Annotated in this window: 12 protein-coding genes and 2 tRNA genes; 9 read left to right on the forward strand and 5 right to left on the reverse strand. The window is 58.0% G+C overall.

Translation table 11 applies throughout. The features are described from left to right. Positions 1 to 222: 222 nt before the first annotated feature. Positions 223 to 720: a ribosomal protein S18-alanine N-acetyltransferase gene (rimI, locus tag ACWISF_RS02050; RefSeq protein WP_448379973.1), complete on the reverse strand. Its 498-nt coding sequence runs from the start codon at positions 718 to 720 to the stop codon at positions 223 to 225. Between the two features lie 693 nt (positions 721 to 1,413). Here rimI and topA point away from each other — a divergent pair. Then, positions 1,414 to 4,041 carry a type I DNA topoisomerase gene (gene topA, locus ACWISF_RS02055; protein ID WP_448379931.1) on the forward strand — a complete coding sequence of 876 codons (2,628 nt, stop codon included), beginning with the start codon at positions 1,414 to 1,416 and terminating at the stop codon, positions 4,039 to 4,041. 5 nt (positions 4,042 to 4,046) lie between these two features. On the opposite strand, the gene ACWISF_RS02060 is transcribed toward topA, so the two are convergent. Further along, the gene (locus ACWISF_RS02060; protein WP_448379932.1) at positions 4,047 to 5,045 is read right to left on the reverse strand and encodes a saccharopine dehydrogenase-like oxidoreductase; all 999 of its coding nucleotides are present in this window, start codon (positions 5,043 to 5,045) and stop codon (positions 4,047 to 4,049) included. Between the two features lie 233 nt (positions 5,046 to 5,278). Here ACWISF_RS02060 and ACWISF_RS02065 point away from each other — a divergent pair. Next, positions 5,279 to 5,351 (forward strand) — tRNA-Trp (locus ACWISF_RS02065). Between the two features lie 362 nt (positions 5,352 to 5,713). Here the strand turns inward: ACWISF_RS02065 and ACWISF_RS02070 are convergent. Beyond that, a tRNA-Val gene (locus tag ACWISF_RS02070) sits at positions 5,714 to 5,785 on the reverse strand. Between the two features lie 96 nt (positions 5,786 to 5,881). Here ACWISF_RS02070 and ACWISF_RS02075 point away from each other — a divergent pair. Next, the gene (locus ACWISF_RS02075) at positions 5,882 to 6,622 is read left to right on the forward strand and encodes an ABC transporter ATP-binding protein (protein WP_448379933.1); all 741 of its coding nucleotides are present in this window, start codon (positions 5,882 to 5,884) and stop codon (positions 6,620 to 6,622) included. On the opposite strand, the gene ACWISF_RS02080 is transcribed toward ACWISF_RS02075, so the two are convergent. Next, positions 6,619 to 7,140 (reverse strand): thioredoxin domain-containing protein, encoded by a 522-nt coding sequence (locus tag ACWISF_RS02080; protein ID WP_448379934.1) that lies wholly within the window; start codon positions 7,138 to 7,140, stop codon positions 6,619 to 6,621. The genes ACWISF_RS02075 and ACWISF_RS02080 overlap by 4 nt on opposite strands. A gap of 131 nt (positions 7,141 to 7,271) precedes the next feature. Here ACWISF_RS02080 and acsF point away from each other — a divergent pair, with 131 nt between their 5' ends. The 5 genes from acsF to ACWISF_RS02105 all read left to right on the forward strand — a co-directional run bounded on the left by acsF (position 7,272) and on the right by ACWISF_RS02105 (position 11,828). Continuing rightward, positions 7,272 to 8,348, forward strand: coding sequence for a magnesium-protoporphyrin IX monomethyl ester (oxidative) cyclase (gene acsF, locus ACWISF_RS02085; protein WP_448379974.1), 1,077 nt, complete (start codon positions 7,272 to 7,274; stop codon positions 8,346 to 8,348). 75 nt (positions 8,349 to 8,423) lie between these two features. Further along, the gene (locus ACWISF_RS02090) at positions 8,424 to 9,146 is read left to right on the forward strand and encodes a PspA/IM30 family protein (protein ID WP_448379935.1); all 723 of its coding nucleotides are present in this window, start codon (positions 8,424 to 8,426) and stop codon (positions 9,144 to 9,146) included. A gap of 6 nt (positions 9,147 to 9,152) precedes the next feature. Continuing rightward, a complete protein-coding gene (gene ubiE / locus ACWISF_RS02095) occupies positions 9,153 to 9,851 on the forward strand; it encodes a bifunctional demethylmenaquinone methyltransferase/2-methoxy-6-polyprenyl-1,4-benzoquinol methylase UbiE (RefSeq protein WP_448379936.1) in 699 nt (232 codons plus the stop codon). Continuing rightward, entirely contained in the window at positions 9,851 to 11,059 is a 1,209-nt protein-coding gene (gene larC, locus ACWISF_RS02100; RefSeq protein ID WP_448379975.1) for a nickel pincer cofactor biosynthesis protein LarC, read from the forward strand. The genes ubiE and larC overlap by 1 nt, the downstream gene beginning before the upstream one ends. After that, positions 11,040 to 11,828, forward strand: coding sequence for a hypothetical protein (locus tag ACWISF_RS02105; RefSeq protein WP_448379937.1), 789 nt, complete (start codon positions 11,040 to 11,042; stop codon positions 11,826 to 11,828). Before larC ends, ACWISF_RS02105 begins: the two co-directional genes overlap by 20 nt. Here the strand turns inward: ACWISF_RS02105 and ACWISF_RS02110 are convergent. After that, positions 11,817 to 12,587 (reverse strand): hypothetical protein, encoded by a 771-nt coding sequence (locus ACWISF_RS02110; RefSeq protein WP_448379938.1) that lies wholly within the window; start codon positions 12,585 to 12,587, stop codon positions 11,817 to 11,819. The genes ACWISF_RS02105 and ACWISF_RS02110 overlap by 12 nt on opposite strands. 125 nt (positions 12,588 to 12,712) lie before the next feature. On the opposite strand from ACWISF_RS02110, the gene zwf reads away from it, so the two are divergent. After that, a complete protein-coding gene (zwf, locus tag ACWISF_RS02115; protein WP_448379939.1) occupies positions 12,713 to 14,245 on the forward strand; it encodes a glucose-6-phosphate dehydrogenase in 1,533 nt (510 codons plus the stop codon). Positions 14,246 to 14,302 lie beyond the last annotated feature (57 nt).

A 14,302-nucleotide genomic window follows, 5' to 3' on the forward strand; every position in this document is an offset into this window, starting at 1 on the left:
CCCGTTCTCAATGAAACTTATCACCTTCTTCCGTAAATCCAGACTGTAACACATTCTGATTCTCCTCCTTGATTCTCACCTTCCTCCCCATCTTACACCCTCCTCTCATAAAATGTTGCATTTTCAATAAAAATGACTATATCCAGCCATTTTCGGCTATAGAGAAGGATCGTAAAGGCATCTTTGCCGTCTATGTCTGATGGGGCAAAGCATTGAACATCTTTACACTGCTTTGGGATGAGAGTCACCGGCGCAGGAATTGCGCTCCGACCATGGTGGGGTCTGGGCCTGCACATCCCGTAGCCAGAGGATCAACGCGTCATCATCCGGCTGTTGATAGTAGTGGCGACGGCGTCCCAAAATTTGAAATCCCAGGGATTGATAGAGATGCAGGGCAATTGTGTTTTGGGCGCGCACTTCCAAAGTGGCATGACGAATGCTGGGGGGCAATTGGTGCAGTAAATAATGGAGGGTTCGCCGCCCTAATCCTTGGCGTCGGTGTTGGGGATGAACTGCCAAAACCACGATATGCGCTTCATCACAAATGAGCCAGGCGGCGGCCATGCTCAGCAGGTGTGACGCTTGGGAGAAACCCACAAATAGGGTGCTGGCCTTGGCCAGTTCTTCAGCGTACTGCTGCGCCGACCACCAACCCCCCAAAGCGGCTTGATCCAGGGCCACAACGGCAGCGAGATCGCCAACAGTTAACAGACGTAACATCAAAGACGCAGAACCGAGAACTATTCCTACCATAAAGGATATGCCGCCCCAAAATTTTTATCAGTTTGTTGGCGAGATACAAAGACAATAATGTGGAACTCTGTAACAAAAGTTCATTAATTCGCATCAGGCAAAATGCTTCATGAGAAATTTTTTTATAAATGAGAATTCAGTTCCGAAATATAGCTAAGCATGCAAAGGTTGACATGATATGGGTCGCTGAGCATAGCCCCACAATGGCGTAGCCATGAATCTTCAGGCGACAACCTTAACCTACCTAGCTATAACAATGCTTTGTGTCGTTAGATGTGCATTTTGGCACAAACCTGCAAAATCTTAAGATGCAACACTTCTGACTGAGAGATTTAGAGATTTATTCTCCGGTGCGTACCGTAATGTTTACTAAACGCAAATTTCTTCTCTGAGAACAGGCGCTTGTGGCTTGCCAGAATTGGGCGGCACAAACCCAAAACTCTATCCCTGCCCGACGCCCCAGGAAAGGGTTCAAAATCTCGAACTGATGCCGGTGGGGGTAAGCAACACTCATGGGCAGTTTGGCCGTGACCCCACCTGACCCGTCGTGTGACTTGTCGCCTCCCCCCCAACTTTGTTATCCCAAGAAGAAGAACCCCTCATCAACCTGTCCTTAAGGGATAGGCTCTCTGCATCTCATGCTAGGTGAATTTTTGCGCTATGCCTCGTTCCTCTCGTGATGCGGCTGCGGCGTCCGCCGATAGCCAACCGACTCTGGTGATCGTGGAATCCCCCACGAAAGCGCGCACCATTCGCCAGTACTTGCCGGACAACTACCGCGTGGAAGCCTCGATGGGCCATGTGCGGGATTTGCCCCAATCGGCCAGTGATATTCCCCCGGAATTTAAGTCCCTGGACTGGGCTACCCTGGGGGTGAATGTGCACCAGGGGTTTGAACCGCTGTATATCGTGCCCGCTGACAAAAAAAAGGTGGTCAATCACCTCAAGGCGGCTTTGAAAGAGGCCAAAGAACTGATTCTGGCGACGGACGAGGACCGGGAAGGAGAAAGCATTAGCTGGCATTTGACCCAACTGTTGCAACCCCAGGTGCCCGTGAAACGGATGGTATTCCACGAAATCACCCAGGAGGCCATCCAAGCGGCCCTGCAAAACTGCCGCCAGTTGGACGAGGGGTTGGTACGGGCGCAGGAAACCCGCCGCATTCTCGACCGGTTGGTGGGTTATACCCTCTCGCCGCTGCTGTGGCAAAAAGTCGGGCCGGGGCTGTCGGCGGGCCGGGTGCAGTCGGTGGCGGTGCGGCTGCTGGTGGAGCGGGAACGGCAACGGCTGGCCTTCCGGGCAGCAGAATACTGGGACCTGAAGGCGCAATTGCTGGCGCACCACCTCCCCTTTGAGGCGCGGTTGGTGGCGCTAGGAGGGGTGAAACTGGCAACGGGTCAGGATTTTGACCCCCAGACGGGTGAACTGATACCGGGTCGGCAGGTACGGCGGCTCACCCAGGCGGAAGCGGTAGCCCTGTGCCAACAACTGCAAGGGGAAACTTGGCGGGTGCAGAACCTGGAAGCCCGGCAAGTCCAACGCAAACCCGCTCCCCCCTTTACCACCTCTACCCTGCAGCAGGAAGCCAACCGGAAATTGCGGCTTTCGACGCGGGAAACCATGCGGATTGCCCAGAATTTGTACGAACAGGGCTACATTACCTATATGCGGACGGACTCGGTGCATCTGTCCCAACAGGCAATCGATGCGGCCCGCGCCTGCGTTGCGCAAATGTACGGTTCTGACTACCTCAGCCCCCGTCCCCGCCAATATGCCACCCAGAGCAAGGGCGCCCAGGAAGCCCACGAAGCCATCCGGCCGGCAGGCAGTACCTTTCGCACCCCGCAAGAAACGGGTTTAACCGGGCGGGAATTGGCCCTGTACGACCTGATCTGGAAACGCACCATCGCCACCCAGATGGCGGAAGCCCGGTTGACCCACCTGACGGTCATCCTGCAGGCGGGGGAAGCAGAATTTCGCACCACTGGCAAACGCATTGATTTCCCCGGCTTTTTCCGCGCCTATGTGGAAGGTTCGGACGACCCGCAGGCGGCCCTAGAGGACCAGGAAATCCCTCTACCTCCCTTGGCGGTGGGGGACACGCTCGAATGCCTCCACCTGGAAGCCCTGCGCCACGAAACCCAGCCGCCTGAGCGCTATACAGAAGCCTCCCTGGTCAAAACCCTCGAAAGCGAGGGAATTGGGCGTCCCAGCACCTATGCCACCATCATCGGCACCATCCAAGACAGGGGGTATGCCCAACTGGAAGGCAATGCCCTGGTGCCCACATTTACGGCGTTTGCGGTCACCGCCCTCCTGGAGCAAAATTTCCCCCACCTGGTGGATACGGGATTTACCGCCCAGATGGAGGAAACCCTAGACCACATCGCCGCAGGCTCGGTGGACTGGTTGCCCTACCTGCAGGAGTTTTATTTGGGGGAACAGGGCTTAGCCAACCAGGTGAAAGCCCAGGCGGCAGCCATTGACCCCACTGCTGCCCGCACCCTGGAACTGGAGGGGTTAGGGGAGGCCAAGGTCCACCTCAGCACCCGCTACGGCCCCTACGTAGAAATTCCCCAAAATGGCGAGGTGGTCACGGTCTCCCTACCCAAGGACTTGACCCCTGGGGAACTCACCCCCCAGGTGCTCGAAGAACTGCTGCGCCAGAAAACCGCTGGCCCTATCAAATTGGGGGTGCATCCTGAAACCGGCGAACCGATTTTTGTCCTCACCGGCGCCTACGGCCCCTACGTGCAGTTGGGCGAAGCCACTGCCACCAACAAAAAACCCAAGCGGGCCTCCCTGCCCAAGGGCATTACCCCGGAGCAGGTCACTTTGGAAATGGCGGTGGGGCTGTTGGCCTTGCCCCGCACCCTGGGAACCCACCCCGACGGTGGTCAGGTGAAGGTGGGACTGGGACGGTTTGGCCCCTACGTGGTGCACGACCGGGGGAAAGCCGGGCAAGAATTTCGTTCCCTCAAGCCGGAAGACGACGTGTTGACCCTGACCCTGGAGCGGGCCTTGGAACTGCTAGCCCAACCCAAAAGTACCCGTGGCCGCAGCCGCAGTACCGCCTTGCGGGAATTGGGCAACCATCCTGAAGACCAGGAGCCAGTGCACCTGTGTCAAGGCCCCTACGGTTACTACGTCAAACACGGCAAGGTGAATGCCCCCCTACCCGAAGGCGTGACCCCCGAAACCGTGACCCTCGAACAGGCGGTGGCATGGTTGGCTGCCCGAAGCCAAACCGCCCGCAAAAAAACCACCAGCCGCCGCAAAAAAAGCTAAGCCGTCTATCGCACCCAGCGGGGCATCACATCCGCGCAGGTAAACAGCCCATAGTGGCCCTGTTGATGCAGGTGCCAACCCGCCTGGAGATAGCCCAAGGCCGGGCCACAGACATTGGCTGCCATGCTGGTTTCATCCCCCAGGGTCAAGGTGTGGGTGGACACGCGGCCCTCAAACGTGCGCCCTGTGATTTGCACATTCGTACTCAGGGGTTTGCGGGGATTGCGGGTATCCACCACTCCGCCTACCGTTACCCGTTCCCTGGGACAAATCCCGGCCCATTCCAGAATCACATCGTCGGCGTGTTCCATATTTTCCAGGAACAACTTACCGTCGGTGCGCTCCAAGAGCGCGGCAATTTCCGCATCGGTCATCGCCTGGGCTTTGGCCACGTCATAACCGGGCAAATGGGCAATATCTTCTCGAATCGTCGCCCGGTAGGCTTCCCAATTGGCAATCCCCACCCCAAAGGTGATCTTCACCTGGAGAATTTCCTCAAAACTGTGCGCTGCCAGCGCCGCTGCCGCCGTGAGCAACCCAGGCGTTGCCCCACACCCTGTGATGTAGGTGATTCCCCCTGCCGCCAGAGCCGCCCGCAAGGCCAGCAGTTGTTCCACCGCGCTGGTGCGTTTGAGGGCATCCACCAACACCCCCCGCCACCCCTGCGCCAGAAATTGCTGCACCAGGTCGGCGATAAAGGTATTGGGCAGATTCGGCAGCGCCAGGAAATAGGCCTTCACCCCCGGCTGCGCCATCAATTCCGCCAGGCTGGTTTCCGTGACCACCCCCCCCGGTTCCAGATACCCCACCGACCCCCGTTCCTGGTACACCCGTTGACACACCAGCGGGTCCAAACCGTCAGGACGCAGGGCATACCCTTTGCGGTCCGCCACTGCCACCCAGCGTACCTGCTGCCGCCGCGCCACCAAGCGGGCCATCGCCTGCCCCAACCCGCCATAGCCCAAAATACCCAGCGTTAGGGGTGAATGAGGTTCTGGAGTCATTGCCGCACCAATCCTGCCAACGTTAAGCCCCTATTGTAACGGCACCAGCGACCAGCGTGCAGGTGGTTGGCGGTTCTTGCCCCGATGTCGGCCAAAAAAACAATCAGCCTGAATTAGCAGACCGGCAACCAACCCGGTGGCTACCAATGGGGGGTGAGGGCAGGCGGCCACCTTGGGAAAAACCGAATATCCCCCTCAGCCGCAGTGATATGATAATAGAGATGTGTGAGCAAGCGTCCTTAGTTCAGTTGGTAGAACGTCGGTCTCCAAAACCGGATGTCGGGGGTTCGAGTCCTCCAGGGCGCGTACCCACAAATAGGCCAAAATCCTCGTTCATATAACCATTCTCACGACTTGGCTGCACTGAGAGAATCGCATAACGCCTCAAGTTGGGGGCTTCAAGCCTAAGGCTCGCTGGCAAGCCAACCACGGATGGCCTACCTGATAAGACCGCTTTGGCTTGGGATGAATGGGCAGGCACTTATGGCAGGTTTGGTCACTGTAGCGTGGATTGACGAGCATCACACCCGCCTTCAGAACCTTTAGACTCTGTTTGATTGATTAACCCGTTCTCCAATTCCCGTCAAATAGGGCAATGCCATCCCTAGACTTGGGGTACCAACAGGCAAAGTAGGGATTGTGGCGTCAATGTATTCGGCTTGTTTGCATGGGTGGTACCGGAATCGAACCAGTGTCATCCTGCTTGTAAGGCAGGCGCTCTACCGCTGAGCTAACCACCCCCTCCCCCTTTTTACCATATCAACTCTGGGAACCCATCGCGCCCATTGGATCAGAACCATCGAGTAGGATAGGAACTGGATGCGAGGATTGCGGGCATGAGCCAACCCCTACTGGTCGTCGAGCAGGTGTACGCCGGGTATGTGCCGGGCTTGGACATTTTGCAGGGGGTAAGTATCGCTATCCAGCCAGGGGAATTGGTGACGCTGATTGGCCCCAACGGTGCGGGCAAATCCACCTTACTCAAAGCCATTTTTAATTTGTTGCCCCACCGCCGGGGAAGGATTACATTTCGGGGGCAAGAAACCCTGGGGATTCCCACCCATCGCTTGGTGGCACTCAAAATGAGCTATGTACCGCAATTGGCAAATGTATTCCCTTCACTAACCGTAGCTGAAAATCTCAGTATTGGTGCTGGCAATAGTTCCCACAAAACCTATCAGCAACGGGTGCAGGAATTGGCCGAACTGTTTCCCGTTCTACGCGAACGCTATCACCAACGGGCAGGCACCCTCTCCGGCGGCGAGCGGCAGTTATTGGCCATGGCACGGGCCTTGATGGCACAACCAGAGTTACTGCTGTTGGATGAACCCTCAGCAGCACTGTCTCCGAAACTGGTGGGAGAAGTCATGCGCCATATTCAACAAATCAACCGCCTGGGCATCACGGTTTTATTGGTTGAACAAAATGCCCGGCAAGCCCTGAAAATTTCCCACCGGGGCTACGTGTTGGAAAATGGCCGTGAATGCTACAGCGGCCCCGGGCACGAACTGCTCCATGACCCCCGTATTGGGGAACTCTATCTGGGCATCAAGGCCCCCCTCGAAGCCAATACCTAAGAAACCGGCGTGCCGTGGGTCAGGGGTTCCACCTGGGGTTGCGGGTGGAACTTGGGCGTCACCGGCGAACTGTGCCCTGCCCGCACAAACGGCAAGGGCTGGTGTTGCACCAACGCCACCACATTAGCATCCAGCACCGTGCGCGGCTGTAGCCCTACCGCATCCCCCACCAAACGATTCTCCCGGTCCAGAAAAATAAACCGGGGCACCCCATCGACCTCATACTGCAACAATTCGGGAATCCACCGGGGATTGTCCACATTCAGCAACACAAAATTGACCTGCTCCCCGTAGGCAGATTTTAAGTTTTGCAAATCCTTGGCCATCTGTTGACAGGTCTGGCACCAATCGGCGTAAAACTCAATCATGGTCGGGCGGTCATTCGCCAACGCTTCCTCCAGAGGCACCGACTGGGCAGCCAAAGCCGCCAACGAAACCACCTGCTGCTGGCTGCGTACCCCCAAAAACAAGGCCACCGCCAGAACCACCGCCGCCGCCACCAAAACCCAACGCTGCATGGCCTTCCCCCGCATCGAGTCGCTTGATGCTTAGTTCCAGTTTATCAAGAAATGTAACAGCCGCTGGTCAGCCGCTGGAGGCCGTAGCATACTGGGCAAAAGATGAGGTTCACAGGTTGATCGCAACGCCTATGGTCGCCACGCCGCAGGAAACGACGTTCCCAGAGTTGCGCCCCGGCATCAAAGCCCCGGCGAAAGAAACCATCTTAACGCCTCGCTTTTACACCACCGATTTTGCCGCGATGGCGGCGATGGACATTCGGGCCAACGAGGAGGAATTGCGGGCAATTTTGCAGGAATTCCGTGCGGATTACAACCGCCATCACTTTGTGCGGGATGAGGAGTTTAACCGGTCGTGGGATCATATTGATGGGGAGACGCGCCGCCTGTTTATTGAATTTTTGGAGCGGTCTTGTACGGCGGAGTTTTCCGGGTTTTTGCTCTATAAGGAACTGTCACGGAAACTGAAAGATAAAAATCCGGTTTTGGCAGAATGTTTTGCCTTGATGTCGCGGGATGAAGCGCGGCATGCCGGGTTTTTGAATAAGGCGATGGCCGATTTTGGCTTGAGTTTGGATTTGGGGTTTTTGACCAGCCATCGCAGCTACACCTTTTTTGCACCCAAATTCATCTTCTATGCCACCTATCTTTCTGAGAAAATCGGCTATTGGCGGTACATTACCATCTATCGCCACTTGGAAAAGCATCCCGAGCACCGGATTTATCCCATCTTCAAGTTTTTTGAAAATTGGTGTCAGGATGAGAACCGGCATGGGGACTTTTTTGATGCGATTTTGCGGGCTAATCCCCAATTTTTGAATGATTGGCGGGCGCGGTTATGGTGTCGGTTCTTCCTGTTATCTGTGTTTGCCACGATGTATTTGAATGACCAGCAGCGGGCAAAATTTTATGCGGCGATTGGCTTGGATGCCCGCAGTTATGATTTGGAGGTGATCCGCAAGACGAATTGGACGGCAGGGCGGGTGTTTCCGGTGATTTTGAATGTGGATCATCCGCAATTTGAAGCCCTGATGGATGCCTGCGCGGCCCACCATTTGCAGATTGTGCGGATTGGGGAGGGTGCGGGGCCGCTGTGGTGGAAGCGGTTGCGGCAACTGCCCCATGCGTTGGCGATTGTGTGGTATTTGGTGCGGTTGTACCTGATGCGCCCGGTGGATATGGAAGCCCAGCGGGGTACTGTTTATTAGCAGTGGGCGTCTGGCTTGGTGGGGCAGCAGGCGACGCTGTATAATAGGGGCAATCGGTCAGTGGGGGAGAAACCAATGGGCTTGTTTGACCGCCTAAGTCGCCTGTTCCGGGCCAATTTGAATGCGGCGATTGCGGCTGCCGAGGACCCGGAAAAGATTTTGGACCAGGCGCTGCTGGATATGCAGGAGGACCAGGTGCAACTGCGGCAGGCGGTGGCCCAGGCGATGGCGACCCACAAGCGGGTGGAACAGCAATACAACCAGAGTTTGACCCTTGCGGAGGAATGGTACCGTAAGGCGCAGTTGGCCTTGCAAAAGGGGGATGAGGAGCTGGCCAAGCAAGCCCTGGCCCGGCGCAAGTCCTATGCGGATACGGCGGCCTCCCTGAAGACGCAGTTGGACCAGCAGTCGGTGCAGTTGGAAAATTTGCGGCGGCAGATGACGGCTCTGGAAGGGAAAATTGCCGAGGCAAAGACCAAGAAAGATATGCTCAAGGCGCGGCTGCGGGCGGCGAAGGCCACCGAGCAGGTGAACAAAGCGCTGGGGAAGGTGGGCACCAGCAGTGCCATGGCAGCCTTTGAACGGATGGAAGACAAGGTGCTTACCCAGGAAGCGAAGGCGCAGGCGACGACGGAACTGGCGGGGGATCGGTTAGAAGAGCAATTTAAGTTGCTGGAGGGACAAAGCGATCTGGATGCGGAATTGCTGGCGTTGAAGGCGCAAATGGGGATGTTGCCACCCCAACCGCCGAGCGCGCAACCCTTGCCAGAGTCGTTGCGCCAAGGTGAATTAAGCTAAGGGGGCATGGGGGACGCCCCGCTGCAGCAGCCTGACCGCATTCGTGCGCTATTTAACCGAATTGCTTCCCAGTACGATGCCCTCAACGACTGGCTGAGTTGGGGGCAGCACCGCATTTGGAAACGGATGGTGGTCGGCTGGGTCAACCCGCAGCCGGGGGAGGTGGCGGTGGATTTGTGCTGTGGGACGGGGGATTTGACTGCTCTGTTGGCGGCGCGGGTAGGGCCGACTGGGCAGGTGTGGGGGGTGGATTTTGCCGAGGAGATGTTGGCGGTGGCACAGCGGCGTTATGCCCATTTGCCGATTCGTTGGTGCGCAGGCGATGTGTTGCAGTTGCCCTGGGCGGATGCCAGTGTGGATGTGGTGACGATGGGTTATGGGCTAAGGAATGTGGCGGACCGGCAACGGTGTCTGCAAGAAATCCGGCGGGTGCTGCGTCCGGGGGGGCGGGCTGGAATTCTGGATTTTCACCGTCCAGCCGACCCTTGGTGGCAAGCCTGGCAGCAGTGGTATGTGCAACAGGTGGTGGTGCCGGTGGCGGCGCAGTTGGGGTTAGGGGCGGAGTATGAGTATCTTTGGGCGAGTTTGCAAACCTTTCCCGGCGGGGACCAGCAGGTGGCTTGGGCGCAGGCCTGTGGTTTGGTGGCCTGTCATTACCCGATTGCCCATGGTTTAATGGGGGTATTGGTGCTGCAACGCCCTTGATGGAACGCCTGGCCTATTTTGATTGCCCTACCGGTGTGGCCGGGGATATGTGTTTGGGAGCTTTGGTGGATGCGGGTGTGCCGGTGGCGGAACTCGAACGGCAATTGCGGGGGTTGCCAGGGGCGTTGCAGTTTGAACTGACGGTGCAGTCGGTGCAGCGGCAAGGCCAACGGGCAACCCAGGTGCGGGTGCACCCCCAGGGCGACCAACCCCACCATCGGCATTGGGGAGACATTCGTACCCTATTGGCGCAGGCAACCTTGCCCCCCCAAGTCCAGGCCTGGAGTCAAGCCATTTTTGCCCAGTTGGCGCAGGCAGAAGGCGCAGTCCATGGCATTCCCCCCGAACAGGTGGCCTTTCACGAAGTGGGTGCAGTAGACGCGATTGTGGATATTGTCGGCACCTGTATCGGCCTGCATTACTTAAACATCACTCAAATCTACTGTTCTCCTTTACCTGTAGGCAGCGGAACGGTCGCGACTGCCCATGGTTTAATGGCAGTTCCCACACCGGCCGTATTGCAGTTGTGCCAACAAAAGCAGGTGCCGATTTACGCCAATGGGATCGATAGGGAGTTGGTGACGCCCACCGGTGCGGCGATTGTCACCACCTTGGCAAAAGGGTTTGGTCATCCCCCGGCGATGCGCCTTGAGCGGGTGGGGTGGGGGGCAGGGCAGGCGGAATTGCCTTTGGCGAACGTCTTACGGCTGTGGGTGGGTCGTCCCTGGGCAGAACCGCTGCGCGAATCGGTGGTGGTGTTGGCGACCCAGGTGGATGATATGTCGCCCCAGGGGTTGGCTTATGCCTGTGAAGAATTGCGGGCGCAGGGCGCGCTGGATGTGTGGCTGCAACCAATTCTGATGAAAAAGGGGCGCAGCGGCGTGTTGGTGCAGGTGGTGTGTTCCCCGGAACTGGCCGAGCGGTGTGAGGCGATTCTCCTGCGGGAAACCACGACCCTGGGGGTGCGGCGGTCGGTGCAGGAACGGCGGATTTTGCCCCGGCGGGTGGTCACGGTGCCGACGGATTGGGGGCCGGTGGCGGTCAAGGTGGCCGAACAGGGGGGGCAGCTCGTCAATGTGCAACCGGAGTACGAGGATTGCGCGCGCATTGCCCGTGCCGCTGGGTTACCCTGGAAGCAGGTGCATCAGCAGGTGCTTCAGCGCTTTTGGCAGGATTACGGGCAGGCGCATGGTCAAAACCCTGGTTAATCTGGCGATTGGTTTGATGGCGTTTGCCGGGGCGGTGGGGTTGCAGATGCAGCGGCAAGCTTGGCTGACGACCCAGCAGCAAAACAACCTGCCCCTGTGGCAACAACAGCAGGCCATGACCCAGACGCAACTGCGGCTCTGGCGGGAGATGCCGGGGTTTGGTTTTGACAATATGCTCGCCAATTTTTGGCTGATTCAGTTCAATATTTACTTTGGCGATGACGAGGCCCGCCAAGCCCTGGGGTATGAATTGATCCCGGATTTTTTTGTAGTGATTTTGGGGCGGGACCCCCGGTTTATCCGCGCCTATTTGCTGTTGTCCACCACGGGTTCTCTGTATGCGGGCCAGCCGGAGCGGAGCCTAAAGATTGCGGCGCAAGCCATGACCCATCTGACCCCGGCGGTGCCCGGTTCCTATTTCCCCTGGCTGTATCGGGGCACGGATGAACTGTTGTTTTTAGGAGACGGCCAGCGGGCAATCACCTCGTTTCAAACCGCAGCCAACTGGGCAAAAGCCTGGCGCAGTCCCGAAAGCGAATTGGTTGTGAAGCGGGCAGAGAGTTTGGTGGCCTCGCTGCGGGAAAAACCAGATAGCCGCGCTGCCAAGGTGATTGGTTGGTTGACCATTTTGGGCTATGCCACGACGCCGCGCATCCAGCGGCTTGCCGTCCAAAAGATTCTCGCAGCCGGAGGCCGCATTGAGCGATTGCCCAATGGGCGGCGGGTGATCATTTTGCCCAGGGAAGTGCAGAAGTGGTTACGGGGCTGACGGGCAAGGGTTGTCCCAGCTCACCTCAACCATCACCGCTTGCAGGGTTTCGCCGGCGTAGTCGCTAAACCCGTGCGCGGTGACCAGTTGGCGGGCTTGGCGGTTGAGGGTGGCATAACCGGAAGAACGCAGGAGTTCGGGCGTCCCCTCGATCTGCCCCTGGGGGTTCACCACCACCCCAAAAACGGCAGACCCTGCTTGCGCCCAAGGACAACCGTGGGCAGGTAGCGGCGCCGTCAGCCGCACCAATTGGGGCGAACGGGTGAGTTCCGGTTGCAGGCGGGCAATCCACCGGCTGAGATTGGCCAAACCATCGCTGGTGGTGGTGTCGGTCGGGTCAAAGGTTTCTTGGGATGTGACCCCTGTATCTACGGGTGACGGCAGGGCAATGGGCGACGGCTGGGGCCTCGGAGTTGCCGGGGCAACAGGCGGGCTGGGGCGTGGGGTTAACGGCAGCCGGCGAAAATCCGGTGGGGGAGGCACAGACGGCAGGTTGGCAACTGGCGGCAAATTTGCCACCGGCAGGGGTTGCCCCAAAGGAGGCGGTAGGCTGGGGCGAACCGAGGTGGCAGGCGGCTGTTCCAGCCACAGCACCTCAATCGGGGGGGGCAACGACGCTTCCGGCAGCAGGTCTATCCTCACCCCCCGTAGCCAATACCACAGCCCCCCATGAACCAGGAGGGAAGCCAGAAAACACCATCCCAAAGGGTCCGTCAGCCGCTGACCCCATCCTGACGGCAGCAGCGTTTTGGTCACCATCAACCGGAACCCGAACACCCCATCGCCCATTGTGGCATACCTGTCCCCACCTTGAGATTTTCTGTAATCTGCCGCGTCCTTGTCCGCCGCTGCTTTACCCTAGAACCAGCAGCGAGGGCAACAGCATGGTGTCACTGCGGGAAAATCCACTGCGGGTCGGGTTGCAGCAAGAACGCCTGCCGGAACCCTTTACCATTGTTATTTTTGGCGCCTCTGGGGATTTGACCCAACGGAAATTGGTGCCTGCTTTGTACAAATTGCGGCTGCAACGCCGCCTGGCACCGGAAACCACGATCATCGGCTTTGCCCGCCGTCCCTGGAGCCACGATTACTTCCGCGAACAGATGCGCGCAGGGGTGGAGCAATTCGGCGGCGGCATTGAGGTTCCCGCCCTGTGGGACGAATTTGCCCAAGGCCTCTTTTACTACGCCGGCGATATGGACAACCCCGCCAGTTACCAGGGTTTGGCGCAGTTCATCCAAGAATTGGCCACGCAACGCCCCACCCGCGGCAATCACGTCTACTACCTGGCCGTATCCCCCAACTTTTTCCCAGAGGCAATCCGCCAGTTGGGCCATGCCGGTCTTTTGCGCAACCCCCGCACCCACCGGCTGGTCATCGAAAAACCCTTTGGCCGCAACCTGGCCACCGCCCAGGCCCTCAACCGGGTTTTACGGGAAGTCTGTCAGGAGGAACAGGTCTATCGGATTGACCATTACCTGGGGAAAGAAACGGTCCAAAATCTCCTGGTTTTTCGGTTTGCCAACGCCATTTTTGAACCCCTATGGAACCGGCAATTTGTGGACCACGTACAGATTACCGTTGCGGAAACGGTTGGTGTGGAAGACCGGGCAGGGTATTACGAAACTGCTGGCGCCCTGCGGGACATGGTGCAAAATCATGTCATGCAATTGTTATGTCTGACCACCATGGAACCTCCTAGTTCCCTGAATGCCGACAGCATCCGCAACGAAAAGGTGAAAGTATTGCAGGCCACCCGCTTGGCCTACCAAGGGTTCAATCTGAACAAAGCCGCAGTACGAGCACAGTACAGTGCCGGGTGGATGCGGGGCAAACCGGTGGTGGGTTATTTACAGGAACCCAAGGTGAACCCGCAATCGGTCACGCCGACCTATGTGGCCATGCACCTGCAGGTGGACAATTGGCGGTGGCAGGGGGTGCCCTTTTTCCTGCGGACGGGGAAACGGATGCCCAAAAAAGTGACGGAGATTGCCATCCAATTCCGGGAGCCGCCCTTGAGCATTTTTCCCTCGGTGGCGCAGCAGGCCAATCCCAATGTCCTCGTGTTGCGAATTCAGCCGGATGAAGGCATTTCCCTGCGGTTTGAGGCGAAAATGCCGGGGCCAGAATTGCGGGCGCGGTCGGTGGATATGGATTTTCAGTACGGCAAAACCTTTGGCATGGCCAGTTCCGAAGCCTACGAGCGCCTATTGCTGGATTGTCTGTTGGGGGATCAGACCCTGTTCACCCGCGCCGATGAGGTCGAGGAGGCTTGGCGGGTCGTCACCCCGGCATTGAATCTCTGGGATGCCCCCCCCGATGGCCGCATGATTCCCCAGTACGAGGCAGGCACTTGGGGGCCGCTGGAAGCCGAGCAAATGTTAACCGAGTTAGGACGGCATTGGCGGCGGCCTTAAGGATTTTTTCTCACAGGAATCCCAAAAGGGTTACGGGAGTCGTGCCAATTTCTGTTC

This window comes from Gloeomargarita sp. (assembly GCF_053491055.1).

Excerpts from the sequence above, each read along its gene's own strand:
- rimI (WP_448379973.1), bottom strand. The coding sequence starts at position 720 with ATGTTACGTCTGTTAACTGTTGGCGATCTCGCTGCCGTTGTGGCCCTG.
- topA (WP_448379931.1), top strand. The coding sequence starts at position 1,414 with ATGCCTCGTTCCTCTCGTGATGCGGCTGCGGCGTCCGCCGATAGCCAA.
- ACWISF_RS02060 (WP_448379932.1), bottom strand. The coding sequence starts at position 5,045 with ATGACTCCAGAACCTCATTCACCCCTAACGCTGGGTATTTTGGGCTAT.
- ACWISF_RS02075 (WP_448379933.1), top strand. The coding sequence starts at position 5,882 with ATGAGCCAACCCCTACTGGTCGTCGAGCAGGTGTACGCCGGGTATGTG.
- ACWISF_RS02080 (WP_448379934.1), bottom strand. The coding sequence starts at position 7,140 with ATGCAGCGTTGGGTTTTGGTGGCGGCGGCGGTGGTTCTGGCGGTGGCC.
- acsF (WP_448379974.1), top strand. The coding sequence starts at position 7,272 with ATGGTCGCCACGCCGCAGGAAACGACGTTCCCAGAGTTGCGCCCCGGC.
- ACWISF_RS02090 (WP_448379935.1), top strand. The coding sequence starts at position 8,424 with ATGGGCTTGTTTGACCGCCTAAGTCGCCTGTTCCGGGCCAATTTGAAT.
- ubiE (WP_448379936.1), top strand. The coding sequence starts at position 9,153 with ATGGGGGACGCCCCGCTGCAGCAGCCTGACCGCATTCGTGCGCTATTT.
- larC (WP_448379975.1), top strand. The coding sequence starts at position 9,851 with ATGGAACGCCTGGCCTATTTTGATTGCCCTACCGGTGTGGCCGGGGAT.
- ACWISF_RS02105 (WP_448379937.1), top strand. The coding sequence starts at position 11,040 with ATGGTCAAAACCCTGGTTAATCTGGCGATTGGTTTGATGGCGTTTGCC.
- ACWISF_RS02110 (WP_448379938.1), bottom strand. The coding sequence starts at position 12,587 with ATGGTGACCAAAACGCTGCTGCCGTCAGGATGGGGTCAGCGGCTGACG.
- zwf (WP_448379939.1), top strand. The coding sequence starts at position 12,713 with ATGGTGTCACTGCGGGAAAATCCACTGCGGGTCGGGTTGCAGCAAGAA.